Genomic DNA, 15,642 nt, shown 5'->3' with positions numbered 1-15,642 from the left:
TAGCTTGAGGGAGGTAAAGAATGCTGGACGAGTACTGGGCGTACACCTTCGCCGACCGGGTCTTCTACGACACCCCCGCGCGCCTCGCCCTCGGTGAGCGCTTCGCCGCCGCGGACCGCGCGGTCCCGTCCGGCTGGCGGCGGCGCGAGCGCGACGTGTGGGTCGTGCTCGACCCCGACGCGACCGCGCTTCCCCACCAGGGCTGGAAAGTCCACGTCTCGGCGACCCCGGACGACGGCGAGCGGGTCCTGGACACCGTCTGGGACTTCTGCCTCCGCCACCGGATCTCCTTCAAGTTCCTACCCACCCCGCGGCTGCTGCGGCTCATCAACGGCAAGTACGCCAACCGGGCCGCCAGCGGCAAGTTCGTCGCGATCTACCCCACCACCGAAGCCGAGCTGCACACCGTCCTCACCGGACTTGACGCCGAACTCGCGGGCACTCCCCACGCCAGGGTCCTCAGCGACCTGCGTTGGAAGGATGGCCCCCTGCACGTTCGCTACGGCGGCTTCACCCGCATGCTCCTCACCAACGCCGCGGGCAACCGCGTCCCCGCACTGCTGGACCCCGACGGAACCCTGGTGCCCGATCGGCGCACCCCCGTCTTCCACACCCCGCCGTGGGTCCCGGTGCCGGACTTCCTCGCCCGCGCAGAAAGCCGTTCCGACTTCCCGTACCGAGTGGACAGTGCTCTGCACTTCTCCAACGCGGGCGGCGTCTACCGGGCGACCCGACTCGCCGACGGCGCCGAGGTCGTGCTCAAGGAAGCCCGTCCCCATGCCGGTCTCGACCGCGCGGGCCGCGACGCGGTGACCCGGCTGAACCACGAGTACGCGGTGCTGCGCGCACTCGACGGCATCACCGGGGTGCCCCGCGCGCACGACCTGGTCACCGCGGGCGGCCACAGCTTCCTCGTCATGGACCCGGCCCCCGGCGAGGTCATCTGGACCTGGGTCGCCCGCAACCACCCGCTCGTCACCGCCGACCCGACCGCCGATGACCTCGCCGCGTTCACCGACCGCGCCCAAGCCCTCGGCGACCGCCTCGCCGCCCTGCTCGACGAGATCCACGCCCGCGGCGTCGTCTACGGCGACCTGCACCCGGGCAACGTCCTGATCACCGAGGACGAGCGGATCTCGCTGGTCGACTTCGAGGTCGCGGGCTCGGCGACCGACCCGGACTTCGAACCGGCACTCGGCGCGTCCGGGTTCCGCACCGCACGCCTGGGCAGGCGCGGCACCGACCTGGACCGCTCCGCACTCGCGGCACTGAGGCTGTGGCTGTTCCAAGCGCAGGACCGCATCTGGGAGCTCGACCCGGCGAAGGTCGACGCCGCCATCACCGAGGTCGCCCGCCGCTACCCGCTGCGCCCCGGCCTGGCCGAGCAGTGGCGCCGCGATCTGGCCCCGGACGCCGGGTCCTCCGTGAGCGCGCTCGCCGCCGACGGCAAACCGCTGGAGGTCGACCTCGCGACCGCGGACCTCGACGCGGCCTGCCGTTCCATCGCCGCCGCCATCACCGCCTCGGCCACCCCGGATCGCACGGACCGCCTGTTCCCCGGCGACATCGCGGCGTTCCGGTCAGCGGGCGCGGACTTCGCGCACGGGGCGGCGGGCGTGCTCTGGGCCCGCTCGATCACCGGCGTCGGCAACGACCCGGCTCACCTCGATTGGTTGCTGCGCGCGGTATCCGACCCGGTCGCGCTACCGCCCGGGTTCTGCACCGGACTGCACGGCATCGCCTACGTCTTGGCCCACCTCGGGCGCGACGACGACGCCGTGCGACTCGTCGAGACCGCCGCACCGATGGTCACGGCCGTCCAAGCACCCACCCTCTACCAAGGGCTCGCGGGGATCGCATTGAACCTGCTGCGGCTCTCGCACCTGGACCCGCGCTGGGCCGACGAGGCCGAGCTGATCGGGAAACGGCTGCTCGACACGCGACCACCGACCCAGGCAGGGCTCTGCCACGGCTGGTCCGGCACGGCGCTGGCGTTGCTGCGGCTGTACGAGCACACCGGCGCCGACCACTGGCTCGACGCCGCGGTGGCCGCACTGCACCGGGACCTGGACACCTGTGTGATCCGGCCCGACGGCACCATGCTCGCCGGTGAGCGCACCGGCCGCGCCCTGCCCTACCTCGCCTCCGGCACCGCGGGGGTGGGCCTGGTCGCCGCAGAAGTGCTGCGGCACCGCGCCGACGAGCGCATCACGGCGAGCATGCCCGCGATCATGGCGGTCTTCCGCCCCGAGTTCGTCGTCGAGAGCAACCTGTTCGAAGGTCGCGCCGGACTGCTGGCCACCGCCGCCAGGCTCCGCGCGCCACGGCGGGCGGTCGACACGCACGTGCGCAACCTCGGCTGGGACGCCCTGTCCTACCGCGGGCACCTCGCTTTCCCCGGCAGACGCCAGTTCCGGCTGTCCATGGACCTCGCCACCGGCGGTGCGGGCGTGCTGCTCGCGCTGGCCACCGCGCGCGACCCGGACCTGGCCTTCCTGCCCTTCCTGACCACCGCGCCGGACCCGGCGCGGGCCACCACCGAGACCGGGGAGGAGGTGAGCTGAACATGGAGATCGTGGACCTGCAGGGTGTCGAGGTCGCCGAGGTCGAGTCGGACCTGGTGACCGCCAGCTTCGCCAGCGACCACTGCTGAGCCGTCCCGCGACCGCGTGGTCGCAGGCGGTGACCGGGGTCGGGGTGCGAGTCGCTGCTATCGACTCGCACCCCGGCTCTGCCTAGCGTCGCGCCACGCACCGGTCGCCGTCCAGTCGAACCCGGCAGTCCCACCCTGTGGCCCCCGTGAGGAGGACCGTGTCCGGCACCCTCGTGACACTGCGGCAGATCACCGAGCCCGACTTCGACCTGCTGGTCGGCTGGCTCGACGGCACCGCGGGCGTCTACGCCAACGGCGGCTCGCCGCTGTGCACCCCGGCTGAGCTGCGCGAGCAGGTCCGCGCGTCCGGCCACACCTACCTGATGGTCGTCGACCCGGACGGCGTCGCCGTCGGCGCGGTCAGCTGGCGGACCCTGAGCTACCTCGGCAACTACAACCTCGGCCTGGTCATCGGCGACCCCGCCGCCTGGTCGCGCGGTTATGGCGCTGCCGCGTGGGGCGCCGCGCTCAAGCACCTGTTCCACAGCCTCAACGCCCACCGGGTCGAGGTCACCACCGGCACCTACAACCGCGAGACGATGAAGATCATCGCCCGCGGCCTGCTCACCGTGGAGGGCGTCCTGCGCGACTACGCCTTCGTCGACGGCGAGTACCACGACATGGTCGTCTGCTCCCTGCTCCGCGAGGAGTACGACGCCCTCCTCGCCCGGGGCACCTTCGGCGGCGACGCCCCGGCGCTCTCGGCCGAGGACAAGTCCCGAGCCCTGCGCACCCTGCTCGACTACTTCGACAAGACCGGCAACACCCACCTCGCCGACCTCGCGGGCCGCCGACTGCGGGAACAGTCCCGCCACGCCAGGCAGAACGGCCACCTGCCGGTCGAGGCGGCGGGGTCGTGAGCGGGCGGCCGACGACGGATCGTCCGCACTCGCCGGGGGCAGGCGTGTCATCACCCTGCTTGCGGTTCGGGACCGCGGTCATCGTGCGGCCAACCGGGCCGGTGGCTCGGGGCTCGGTCGGCGACCGAGCAGGCCGCTCGCTGCTCGTCGGTGCTGGTTTGTTCCGTGCCGCCTTGACGCCGATCCGCGGTCGGTTGCCCCTTCGGCGTTCGTTCTCGTTGGCCGGGTGGGGCCGTGGCCGCCGGGGGGTGGGGGTGTGACCGGTCGACCCGCGAATGTTCCCGAGGACCTGCCGCTCGCACGTGGGCACCTGCTGCTGGTCGGTACCGGGTCGTTCAGCGTCACCCTGTTGCCGACCTGGGCGTTGTTGCTGCGGCGGTGGTACGGGACCACGGTCCGGGCGTGTTTGACCTGGTCAGCGACCCGCCTGGTGGCGCCGGACGCACTGGCCGCCGCGACCAGGTCGCCGGTCGCCGGGCCGGGGTTCGGGACCGGGGCGGGGACCGTCGAGCACCAGGAACTGGCGTTGTGGGCCGACCTGGTCGTGGTGGCACCGGCGACGGCCGCGTTCGTCGGGAAGTGTGCCCATGGGATCTCGGACAGCCTGGCCCTGAGCGTGGTGACCAGCACGACCGCGCCGGTGGTCATCGCGCCCGCGTTCGCCGAGGCCGCATCGGGCAAGCCGTCGGTGCGGCGCAATGTGGCCCTGCTCGCCGAGGACGGCTACACCGTCGTCGGCCCCCGGGACGGGACCTCGGTCCACACCGACCAGGTCGGTCCCGGCGCGATGGCCGACCTGGGTGCCATCCTCCGAGCCGCCCGCGACCTGCTGTGACCTATCTGCGCTGGCCAGACCTGCACGGCGACCGCATCGTCTTCGTTGCCGGGGCTGCCCTGTGGACGGCACCCGTGACCGGTGGTCTTGCGTCCCTGCTGGTGCGCGGTGAGGTGTCGACCCCCAGGTTCTCCCCGGACGGAGCGCTGGTCGCCTACGCCGACCCCGAGGTGTCCACCATCCGCCTGTCTTCCGACGGTGTGCCTGCCCGGCGCCTGACTTCTGACGGGGTGCCCGCTGAGGTGGCTGGGTGGGTCGGTGGGCGAATTGTCTACGCGAGTAGTGCTCGGCAGCCGGTGCCGGTCGCGCGGCTGCACACCGTTGACCTCGAAGGGGTGGTCGAGCCGTACGGGTCGATGCGCGCGGGCGCGGTGGCGTTCGGGCCGGGGCTCGTGGCGGTGCGCACCGGACTCGGCGATCAAGCCCGCCGCAAGCGCTACCGCGGAGGCGCTGCCGGGGCCCTCTGGGTGTCCGACGGCGGCCGGTTCCGTCGGCTGGATCTGCCGCCGGGGGTTGATGCTCCTTGCTGGGTGGGGGAGCGGCTGTACTTCCTGTCCGACCACGAGGGCGTCGGTCAGGTCTGTTCGTGCGCACCCGATGGCTCAGATCTCACCGTGCACACCTCCGGCGAGTACTACGCGCGGGCACTCGCGGGTGACGGGCAGCGCTTGGTGTTCCAGCGCGCCGGGGCGATCTTCCTGCTGGATCCCGCGACCCACGACGAGTGGGAGGCTCCGGTTGCGGTGCCGGAGGAAAGCATTGCGGACGTTGAGGTTCCGGCTGCGGGAAACCTGGGCTCACTGGACATCAGCCCCGACGGGAGCAGACTCGCGATCACGGTGCGGGGCCGCGCGGTGAGCGTCGACGTCGAGAGCGGCGCTGCCCGCGAACACGGCGACCCGGACGTGCGGCACCGGCTGGTGTCCTGGTTGGACAGTCAGCGCCTGCTCGGTGTCGCGAGTGCGGGCCGCGAACACGAGCGGTTGGTCGTCTTCGGCGACGGTCCGGTACCGCACGGCGACCTCGGTGTGATCACCGAATTGGCCGTGCACCCCAACGGAACACGCGTAGCGCTCGCCACCGGCCGCCAAGAGCTGCTCCTGGTTGAACTGTCCGATGCGACCGTGACACTGTTGGCGCGCAACAACTTCGACCCGGTTCGGGATCTGACCTGGTCGCCGGACGGGGTTTGGCTCGCCTGCTCGTTCCCGGAATCCCCGCACACTGCGTCGATCTGGCTGTTCGACCGCCATGGCCACACCCGTCAAGCAAGGGTGCCCCTGGGTGTGGACCGCTCACCGTCCTTCAGCGACGACCGGACACTGCACTTCACCGGGCCAGGCGAGTTCACCAGTCAGATCGGCCCCGCCGGGGAGATCGCGGTGCGTGCGGTGTCCACGTGGTTCGCGATGGACCTCGATTCCGGCCAGGTCAAAGCAATGCGCGCGGGGGAGTGCCGCCAAGTCCTGGCGACTACCGACGGGGTCGTCACCCGAGCGGCCGATGGATCGCTGTCGACCGACCCGCCGACCCGCGCCGACGCGGTGCTCGTGTCAGCGGACCGGACCACGGTGGTGTGCCTCGACCGCGGCGCGTTGCGGATCGCCGGGCGGCCCCTGGACCTGGCCGACATCCGGGTCGAGATCTCCCCGCGAGCCCAGTGGCGGCAGATGTTCGGCGAGGCGTGGCGACTGCAGCGCGAACACGTGTGGGACACGGCCCGGGTCGGCGCGGCCTGGGACACGGCCTGGGAGCGGTACGCGCCGCTGGTGGAGCGCGTCCGGACCCGCGCCGAGCTCTCCGACCTGCTCGCCGAACTGCACGGGGAGCTCTCCGCCTCGCACACCGACGAGCGACCACCCCGGCGCGGTCCCGTGCCCGACCGCGGGCCTTGGCACACCGCGTGGGTGACCGCGAACCGGCGGCGGGTGCACGGGGTCAGCGGCGGTCGGATCGGTTACCTGCACCTGCCTGACCTGGGCAAACGCGGCTTCACCCGGTTCCGCGAGGCCATGGTGACCGAGGGCGGGTTGGCCGGGCTCGTCGTGGACGTGCGGGGCAACGAGGGCGGGCACGCGTCGTGGCAGGTCCTCGACGAGTTGTCCCGCCGTCAGCGCGGCTCCCGCGTCTCCCGGTACGGCCGAGCACGGGCGTGGCCGGCACCCGCGCCGGAAGCGCTGGTAGTCGTCGCCGACGAGTACACCGGTTCGGACGGGGAGCTGTTCTGCGCGGCGTTCCGGGCGGCGGGCCTCGGTCCGATCGTCGGGGCGCGCACCTGGGGCGGCGCGGTCGGCGTCCGGCCCCGGCACAGCCTGGTCGACGGCGCGGTGACCACCCAACCCGAGTTCGCCTTCGAGGTCGGCGAGCCCATCGAGGGCCGGGGTGTGTCCCCGGACGTGGCCGTCGACGCCCAGCCGCACGGCCCCGGGTGCCTCGACCCGCAACTCGACAGCGCGGTGGCCCTGCTGCTGGCGCGCCTGCGGCTGCTGCCCCGTTCCGGTGACCCGGTGTGCCGGTCCTGCTACCGTGGATCGCGTTGGGGGACTTCCGAGGGGGAAATCGGATGAGCGGCGATGCCGTGTTCGATGGCGTGTCCAGCGGTGATCTGTCCGGCGGCGCTCCGGTGGATCGCGGGCGGTGGGCGGGGTACGCGACCGCGGCGTGCGCGTTCCTGTTCGCGCTGACCAGCTTCTACTGGGGTTTCGGTGGCACGTTCGCGCTCGACACCGTCGGCCGCGAGGCGCTGGAACGCGTCCAGGCGGGTGACCCGGTCATCTACTTCGCGGTGTGGTTCGCCGGGATCGTCAAGACCGCGGGCGGGTTCGTGGCGTTGGCGTTGGTGCAGCCGTGGGGCCGCCGCCTGTTCCGGCACTGGATGTTGCTGCTGGCGGGCTGGGGCGGCGCCGCGGTCCTGATCGTCTACGGCGGTGTGCAGATCGGCATCCAGCTGATGGTCCGCGCCGGGGTCCTCGTCCCGCCAGGCGGCATGGACTGGCGCGGCTTCTACGGCCACCTCTACATCTGGGACCCGTGGTTCATCGTCTGGGGTGTGCTCATGGCGATCACCGCTGGCTACTACACCCGCAACGCCCGCCGCCGCCGTCTGTCCACAGTGAACTGAAAGCGGACCGGGCCCGCCGAGCGCGGGGTGCGCGCTCGACGGGCCCGGGGTGCCCGGTGCTCGTCAGCTTGTGGTGACGGCCACCGTGTCCACGAGGAAGTCGGTCTGCAGGTTGCTGTCCTCGGTGCCGTAGAACCGCAACGTGATCGTCTTCCCCTTGTAGGCGGAGAGGTCGACCGTCTGCAGCGCGTAGCCGGAGTTGGCGTTGGCGTTGCTGTAGGTCTTCAGGTTGGTGGTGGTGGAGCCGCTGATCGCCTGGACCCGCAGGTAGTCGTAGGCGGTGCTGCCCGACTCGGCGGTGGCGACCCGCAGGTAGAAGGTCAGGGTCGCGGCGTTGGCCGTGGCCGGGATGGTGATGTTCTGGCTCACCGTGTCGGTGTTGACCTGGCCGTTGCCGCCCAGCCACGCGTAGTAGCTACCGGCCTGGGCCTTGTAGTAGGTCCAGTTGCCGACCGAGCCGCCGGTGACGGTCCAGCCGGTGGAGCCGCTCTCGAAGCCGCCGTTGGTGATCAGGCTGGTGCCCGGGTTCGGGGTGGTGGTCGTCGTTGGCGGCGTGGTGGTCGTCGGCGGGGTGGTGGTGCCCGGCGGCGTCGTCCCGTTGCTGCGGTAGTCGATGGTGTGGGTGTAGATCAGGTTCATCGTCGTGGTCGAGGTGTCCAGGCCCTTGGTCGGCCGGTCGGTCACCACGAACTCCTTGAAGCTGCTGGAGGTGTTGCCCACCATCAGCCCGAAGGTCCCCAGTGGACCGCTGTCCACCCGGCGCCACAGGTCGATCAGGGCACCCGCGACGCGGCCCTCGACCTTGTCGCCGTCCTGCATGTTGGTGCGGCCCGCGGTCTGGTTGGGGTTGTACCAGTTGGTCTGCATGAGGTCGATCCAGCTGCCGTCGGCCCAGTAGTAGCGGCCGTCACCCATCACGTAGCCCGCGACGGCGTTGGCGAAGCCCTCGGTCCACGCGCAGTTGCTGCCGGTGACCAGGTGCAGGTAGTGCGGCGACGGGCAGTCGCTCGCGGCCCACCAGCCGCCGTAGAGCATGTCCATCAGGAAGTGGCCGGACTCGTGCAGCACGGTGTGCTCGGAGTCGGGGTCGGCGTCGGTCAGCGCGATGTAGCGGCTGGCGACGGCCACGCCGTTCTGGAAGTAGGTGCCGTCGGTGCTGCCCGGCTGCCAGTGGATGACGATCTTGCGGCAGTTGCTGGTCTCCCGGCTGGTCCAGCAGGTGCTGCTGCCGTGCGCGGCCCACAGCTTGTTGACCGTGTCGAAGGCGTGCCAGGCGCGCATGTTCGTCGAGGTCGGCGTGCTGGTGCCGAACGCGGCGTCGGTGCCGCTGGCGACGTTGGTCTTCGCCGAGGTGGCCAGCGTGTAGAGCGCGGTGCCCGCGTTGTTGGTCACCTTCCACATGGTCGAGTCCGTCGCGAACTCCACCCACACCTGGTACTGGGTCGTGGTCGAGTTGAAGCAGACCGAGTACGCGCCGTCGCTGCCGGTGGCGCCGGTGGCCACGTATTGGGCGGTCGACGACGAGGTCGCCTTGGCCGCCACCTGGACCTTGACGGTGCGGGCGGGCAGGTAGGTGCCCGCCTGGTTGGCGTACTGCAGCGCGCCGGTGGCGCAGATCTGGCCGGGCGCGGCGGCCGCGGCGATGCGCGCCCCGGGCGCCTGCTTGGTCACCGCGAGCGCGCCGGTGGAGCTGATGCCCGCCTTCGAGGCGCCCTTCTGCTCGGCGACGGTGAGCGTGGCCGAGCCGTGCGCGGAGCGCTCCGCGGCCGGGCTGTCCACACTGGTCACGTCGGCCTGGATGTTGACCGGTCCCGCCGCGAGCGCGGTGACCTTGAACGAGACCGCGCGGCCCGAGCGCGACAGCGCGAACTGCTGGTCGGCGACCTGGTCGAGGCCGACGGTGCGGGCGGCGGACAGGCCGCTGGAGCCGGGGTCCAGGCGCAGCGTGTCGGGGACCTTCACCGCGAGCCGCGCGGTGGCGATGTCCACCTCGGACCGGACCTGGACGGTCACCGTGGCTGACTCGCCGACGGCGGGCAGGCGGTCGAGCGAGACGTCGGCGGCGACGCAGCTCGGCGCCTTCTCCGACTTGGCGTCGGGGGTGCTCAGCGAGCACGTCGACGCGGCCGCGGTCGGGGTGGGGTTGGCCGCGGTGGCTGGACCGGTCACCGCGAAAATGGTTCCGGCCACGACCGCGGCGGAAAGGGACAGGGAAAGCGTGAGGGGAATTCTCCCCAATGTGCGCTGCATACGGGGTGCCTTTCGGACGACTGAACCGCCGTCACTCGCAGGGTGACGCCCGATAGAATGACCGCCGCTGCGGTAAGTAAGCAATCTTGTTGGTGTAACTCCCCGACGGGACGCGAATACTGTGAACTCCGGTCGGTCGGCTCGGGTTCACCAACGGTTAAACTGTGAAGAACTCGCCTCACCAGCTCCAGCGGGTCCCGAACACCCCCGGCGCCAGGTTGAACCCCACCTGGCTGCTGGCCCCGGAGGGGCCCACCGCCAGCGGCTCGACCACCTCCGGCGCGCTCAGCGAGCTCTGCCGGAACCCGTGGCAGTGCGCCGGGCGCGCGCCCTCGAACTGGATCTGCTGGCTGTACTCGGCCACCGGGGCCAGGAACTGCCGGTAGTAGAACTCCACCGGCGGCCCCGGCGCCGCGGCCATCTCGTACTCCACGACCGCGTGCTCGCCCTCGCGCAGCGCCCGGTCCAGCACGAGTTCGGCGACCATCAACCCGGTCTCGTCCACCCGCACCCGGCCGCGGCGGCAGAACCGCACGTCGACCAGGGCGGGCGGGAAGTCCGGGGTGTCGGCCTGGTAGCGCACCAGGCAGCGGGTGACCCTGCCGCGCTCACCGCGCACCACCAGCCGCGACCGGGCGCCGCGCTCGGCGTGGTCGTCGCCGACGGTGAACACGTCGTGCACCGACACCAGGCAGGACTCGCCCTCGTCCGGGTCGTCGAACTCCGCGGCCATCGGCAGCTCGCTGGGCCTGCGCAACCACCGCCCGCGCGGTTTGGGCGGGCCGAGCAGGGTGATCAGCGAGGTCGCTGGCAGGCCGAGCAGCGACTCCAGCGCTTGCACCGCGCGCAGCGACTCCTCGCGCTCGGGGCGCCTGCGGTCGCGCCGCCAGTAGCTCAACGTCGCCACGCTGACGTCGACGCCCTGCTCGGCGAGGTGGTAGCGGACCCGGTCGAGGGTCAACCCGCGCGCGGTGATCGCGGCGTCGAGCGCCTGGGCGAAGGTGCCGCCGCGGGGCACCCGGCTCGGGTCGCGCCCCAACTCCGGTGTGCGGACCGGTCGCGCCATCGACTGCCTCCATGAGGTCCGGCCACGGATGGGTGCGCTGTGCGGCGCCGGTCCGCGCGGGTTACCACTATCGGACGCCACGACCCCGGTGTCCAGCACTGAGCGTGTACAACAACAACCGCTGTTTTCCACCGGTCGCCCCCAGCCACGCCCGATCACAGCGGGTTGCCGACCAGGGCGAAATGGCCCTATTGTCGTAGGTTCCGTACCTCGATCGCGATTCAGTGCGCAATAGTGGCGTAATAGAATAAGTACCCTGATAAATTGACGACCCACGCCGGGGAAATAAGTACGGGTGTCCCCGGCGTGGCCCACCCGGCCGTACGGGCTACCGCAGGCGGGCTGGGAGCGCTACCGGGCGGGTGAGACCACGGTCGAGCCGTCCCGATCCAGCCCGCGACCGCGCCCCGGGTTGACCCGCCGCAACCCGACCCGGCAGGCGCCGACCTCGACCGGCGGTCGGCGCGCTAGCGTGCCGATCGGGATGCCGCAGATCTCCGCCGACGAGTTGACCTCATCGCCACCGGTGCGGTGATCGGCCACCGCGGTGGCGGGATGCGGTCGGTCCGGTTGCGGCCGGTGTTCGGCGGCGGCGACGGCACTCTGTGAATCCACAGTTGGCCTCAAGCATTAAGCGCCGCCGGTGATCCCTGTTATGCGCGGGTGCCGGTCGGCGTATTGACTCGGCGGGCCGGGTACGGCTGGCTGGTGGTCCCTGCACAAGTAGAGGAGCACCGCATGCGGTCCCTGCCCCGTGTCGTGCTCGTCGCCGCGGTTGTCGTCGGTGGTGGTGTCCCTTTGGCCACCACCGCGGCGAACGCGCGCGAGAGCACCACGGCCATGCTCGAGGAACGTGTTTACGTCGAGACGAGTGTGGACACCGACAACAACGGGCGGCTCGACCGAGTCGCCATCGACATCTCACGACCCGCGGGTAGTACTCGGGTGCCGGTCGTGTTCGAGCACAGCCCTTACGTCAAGGGCTTGAACACGGCGCCGAACTACAACCCCAACGTCGACCGGCTGCCCCAAGAGGGGCTGTTCGGCCTGACCGCCGCCGGGGGAGTCGACGCGCTGCGCCCCGCGCCCGACCTGCCGGACTGGTACGACGACTACTTCGTGCCCCGCGGCTACGCCGTGGTCATGGGGCACAGCATCGGCACCGGCGACTCCGACGGCTGCCCGACCACCGGTGACCGCAACGAGACCCTCGGCGCCACCGCGGTCATCGACTGGCTCAACGGCCGCGCCAAGGGCTACAACGCCTCGGGCTCGGAGGTCCAGGCGAGCTGGAGCACCGGCAACGTCGGCATGATCGGCATCTCCTACAACGGCACCCTGCCCAACGCCGTCGCCGCGTCCGGGGTGGCGGGCCTCAAGGCCATCGTCCCGATCGCCGCGATCTCCCGCTGGTACGACTACTACCGCGCCAACGGCCTGGTCGTCGCGCCGGGCGGCTACCAGGGCGAGGACGCCGACGTGCTCGCGAAGGCCGTCGTGGGCAACGCTTCGCGCTGCTCGGGGCAGCTCGCGAACCTCACCCGCGACCAGGACCGGGTCAGCGGCGACGCCACCGCGTTCTGGCAGCAGCGCGACTACCTGCGCGACGCCAACAAGGTCACCGCGGGCGTGTTCGTCATGCACGGGCAGGCCGACTGGAACGTCAAGGGCCAGCAGTACGCCCAGTGGTGGGAAGCCCTCAAGGCCAACAACGTCCCGCGCAAGATCTGGCTGCACCGCGGCGGTCACGGCGCCCCGTCGCGCACGGACTACCAGGCGACGGTGCTCAAGTGGTTCGACTACCACCTCAAGGGCATCGACAACGGGATCATGACCGAGCCCAAGGCCGAGGTGCAGTTCCCCGACGGCACCTGGCAGCGCTTCGCCGACTGGCCGGACCCGGCCGCCCGCGACGCCGTGTTCCGCTTCGGCGCGACCTCGGCCACCGCGCCGGGAACGTTGACGCTCAACGGAACCGGCGGTGAGGTGAAGCAGACATTCGTCGACAATGGACGGACGACGAACGCCACTTCGCTCGTCGCGAGCCCGGACAGCGCCAACGGCAGCAGGCTCGTCTACCGCAGTGAGGCGCTGCCCAGCCAGGTCAAGCTGTCCGGCACGCCGCGGGTGACCCTGCGGATGGCGGTCGAGAACCGCAAGGACGCCAACGTGACCGCGCTGCTGGTCGACTACGGCGGCAGCACACCGGTGATCGTCACCCGGGGTTGGATCGACCCGCAGAACCGAGCGGGCTCGACTTCCGGGCAAGCCGTGGTGCAGGGGCAGGAGTACGACCTCACGTTCGCCCTGCAGCCCAAGGACCACGTGTTCGCCGCCGGTCGCCGCATCGGGCTGGTCGTGATCTCCACCGACTACGACTACACGCTGCGGCCCACCGCGGGCACCCAGCTGCGGTTGGCCCCCGGGCAGAGCTCGGTGACCATCCCGTTGACCGGTGTTTCCCAGCCCAACGGCGACTTCTCCGTCTCGGTCAACCCCGCGTCGGGCACCGGTGTCCCGGGGCAGACGATCACCACCACGGTCAGCACCGCGACCACGTCGGGCAGCCCGCAGCCGCTCACCCTCACGGCGACCGGGCTCCCGACGGGTGCCACGGCCACCTTCACCCCGGCCACGGTGACCTCCGGTGCCCAGTCGACCCTGTCGATCGCGCTGGCCCAGAACACCCAGCCGGGCAACCACGCGATCACCATCCGCGCCCAGGGCACCAGCACGGCCAAGACCGCCGGCTACACGCTGCAGGTCCCGGTGGTGGACAACGGGTGCCTCAACCGCAACGACACCAGGGTGCCGATCCCGGACAACGCCACGGTGGAGAGCTCGGTGCGGATCTCCGGTTGCCCGCAAGCGCCGTCGGCCACCAGCAAGGTGGACGTCGACATCGAACACACCTACCAGGGCGACCTCGTCGTCACCCTCGTCGCCCCGGACGGCACCCCGTACGTGCTGCACAACCGGACCGGCGGCTCGGCGGACAACATCGTGCGGACCTACACGGTGAACCTGTCGGCCGAACCGGCTGAGGGGCTGTGGAAGTTGCGGGTGCAGGACGCCGCGACCAACGACGTCGGCGCCATCCGCGCCTGGGCACTGAACATGCGCTGACCGCGCGCCTGAGACTTTCGAGGAGACAAGGTGAAACCCATCAGAGTGGTACTCGCGGGCGCGGTGACAACGCTGCTCGCCATCTCGGTCACGGCGGGCATCGCGAACTCCGTGCCCGCGGCCGTGCAGGCGCCCGCGTTCGTCGCGGCCGCCCCGGAGATCCCGGTCGAGAACGTCATGGCCCACCTCAACCAGTTGCAGACCATCGCCACCAACAACGGCGGCAACCGCGCGCACGGCAGGCCCGGCTTCCGCGCGTCGGCCGACTACGTCAAGGGCAAGCTCGACGCGGCGGGCTTCACGACGACGTTGCAGCCCTTCACCCACAACGGCGCCACGGGGTGGAACGTCATCGCCGAGTGGCCGCACGGCGACGCGACCAAGGTCGTCATGGCCGGTGCGCACCTCGACAGCGTCACCGCGGGGCCCGGGATCAACGACAACGGGTCGGGCACCGCGGCGGTGCTGGAGGTCGCGCTCGCGGTGTCGCGGGCGAACCTGCGACCGGAGAAGCGGCTGCGCTTCGGTTGGTGGGGCGCGGAAGAACTGGGCCTGATCGGCTCGAAGTACTACGCGGACAACCTCGCCGCCACCGAGCGCAGCAAGATCACCGCGTACCTCAACTTCGACATGGTCGGCCAGAAGGACGTCACCACCTGGGGCGTCTACAACCACAATGCCACCATCTCGAACCACTTCAAGGAGTACTTCCAGGCCAAGGGGATCCCGACCACCCCGATCACCTGGAACGGCAGCTCCGACCACTCCTCGTTCACCAAGTACAACATCACCGTCGGCGGCATCGGCTCCGGCACCGACCCCTGCTACCACGCCGCGTGCGACACGATCAGCAACGTCGGTTCGCGCACCATGGGCCACAGCACCAATGCAATCGCGCACACCGTGTGGAAGCTCGCGGGCGTCTCCGACACCCCGGTGAACGACTTCGCGGTCTCGGTCTCGCCCACCTCCGGTGACGGGATGCCCGGCAACACCCTGACCACCACGGTCACCACCGCGACGATCGCGGGCCAGAGCCAGCAGGTCGCCCTGTCCGCCGCGGGCTTGCCCGCCAACGCCACGGCGACCTTCACCCCGCAGACGGTCACCTCGGGCCAGCAGTCGACCCTGACGATCGCCCTGTCCGCGGCGGCCCCGGTGGGCTCGTACTCGGTGGTGGTCACCGGGACCGGCACCAGCGGCACCCGCACCGCGACGTACACCCTCACCATCCGCAACGACGCCCCGGTCGGCTGCCGCGCGACCAACGGCGCGGACGTGGCGATCCCGGACAACGCGACCGTGGAGAGCCGCATCACGCTCACCAACTGCCCCGGCCAGGGCGGCGCGAACAGCGCGGTCGCGGTCGCGATCCAGCACACCTACCAGGGTGATCTCGTCGTCACCCTGGTAGCCCCGGACGGAACCCCGTACGTACTGCACAACCGCACCGGAGGCAGCGCCGACAACATCAACAAGACCTACCCCCTCGACCTCCGCTCCGAGACCGCCAACGGCACCTGGATCCTCCGAGTCCGCGACGCCGCCACCAACGACGTGGGCAAGATCGACTCCTGGACCCTCGACCTCCAGGCCCCGGTCCGCTAACCCCACACCGCCCGGGGTGGCCCTTCCGGCCACCCCGGGCCCCACTCCCGCCCGCCTACCACGCAGGCCTCCGCGAGCCCGCTCTGGCCAGATCTCGGCAGGCCGAGAGACTGCTGCTCCTCG

Annotated in this window: 10 protein-coding genes; 7 read left to right on the top strand and 3 right to left on the bottom strand. The window is 71.1% G+C overall.

All coding sequences use genetic code 11. The features are described 5' to 3' along the window. Nucleotides 1-20: 20 nt before the first annotated feature. The 5 genes from lanKC (at nucleotide 21) to LV75_RS09245 (ending at nucleotide 7,469) form a co-directional block, all read left to right on the top strand. Nucleotides 21-2,564, top strand: a complete 2,544-nt coding sequence (gene lanKC, locus LV75_RS09265; protein ID WP_253886392.1) for a class III lanthionine synthetase LanKC — start codon at nucleotides 21-23, stop codon at nucleotides 2,562-2,564. 247 nt (nucleotides 2,565-2,811) lie between these two features. Continuing rightward, nucleotides 2,812-3,513, top strand: coding sequence for a GNAT family N-acetyltransferase (locus LV75_RS09260; protein WP_253886391.1), 702 nt, complete (start codon nucleotides 2,812-2,814; stop codon nucleotides 3,511-3,513). 256 nt (nucleotides 3,514-3,769) lie between these two features. Further along, a complete protein-coding gene (locus LV75_RS09255) occupies nucleotides 3,770-4,348 on the top strand; it encodes a flavoprotein (RefSeq protein ID WP_253886390.1) in 579 nt (192 codons plus the stop codon). Continuing rightward, complete coding sequence (locus LV75_RS09250) at nucleotides 4,345-6,915, top strand: S41 family peptidase (RefSeq protein WP_253886389.1); 2,571 nt, start codon at nucleotides 4,345-4,347, stop codon at nucleotides 6,913-6,915. Before LV75_RS09255 ends, LV75_RS09250 begins: the two co-directional genes overlap by 4 nt. After that, entirely contained in the window at nucleotides 6,912-7,469 is a 558-nt protein-coding gene (locus tag LV75_RS09245) for a DUF3995 domain-containing protein (RefSeq protein ID WP_253886388.1), read from the top strand. Before LV75_RS09250 ends, LV75_RS09245 begins: the two co-directional genes overlap by 4 nt. Before the next feature lie 63 nt (nucleotides 7,470-7,532). On the opposite strand, the gene LV75_RS09240 is transcribed toward LV75_RS09245, so the two are convergent. The 3 genes from LV75_RS09240 to LV75_RS09230 all read right to left on the bottom strand — a co-directional run bounded on the left by LV75_RS09240 (nucleotide 7,533) and on the right by LV75_RS09230 (nucleotide 11,400). Beyond that, on the bottom strand, nucleotides 7,533-9,638 hold the full coding sequence (locus tag LV75_RS09240) for a carbohydrate binding domain-containing protein (RefSeq protein WP_253886387.1): 2,106 nt from the start codon (nucleotides 9,636-9,638) through the stop codon (nucleotides 7,533-7,535). 259 nt (nucleotides 9,639-9,897) lie between these two features. Then, nucleotides 9,898-10,785, bottom strand: a complete 888-nt coding sequence (locus LV75_RS09235; RefSeq protein WP_253886386.1) for an XRE family transcriptional regulator — start codon at nucleotides 10,783-10,785, stop codon at nucleotides 9,898-9,900. A 351-nt stretch (nucleotides 10,786-11,136) separates the two neighbouring features. Further along, nucleotides 11,137-11,400, bottom strand: coding sequence for a hypothetical protein (locus LV75_RS09230; RefSeq protein ID WP_253886385.1), 264 nt, complete (start codon nucleotides 11,398-11,400; stop codon nucleotides 11,137-11,139). A 123-nt stretch (nucleotides 11,401-11,523) separates the two neighbouring features. On the opposite strand from LV75_RS09230, the gene LV75_RS09225 reads away from it, so the two are divergent. Together LV75_RS09225 and LV75_RS09220 are read left to right on the top strand one after the other, a co-directional pair. Then, on the top strand, nucleotides 11,524-13,911 hold the full coding sequence (locus LV75_RS09225) for a Xaa-Pro dipeptidyl-peptidase (protein WP_253886384.1): 2,388 nt from the start codon (nucleotides 11,524-11,526) through the stop codon (nucleotides 13,909-13,911). Nucleotides 13,912-13,941: 30 nt separating this feature from the next. Beyond that, entirely contained in the window at nucleotides 13,942-15,519 is a 1,578-nt protein-coding gene (locus LV75_RS09220) for a M20/M25/M40 family metallo-hydrolase (protein WP_253886383.1), read from the top strand. The last annotated feature ends 123 nt before the right edge of the window (nucleotides 15,520-15,642 follow it).

Origin of the sequence: Actinokineospora diospyrosa, assembly GCF_024171925.1 — a bacterium.
Lineage (GTDB): Bacteria > Actinomycetota > Actinomycetes > Mycobacteriales > Pseudonocardiaceae > Actinokineospora > Actinokineospora diospyrosa.
The sequence above is the reverse complement of the archived record's forward strand: the minus strand, read 5'-3'. Positions and strand labels throughout refer to the sequence as shown.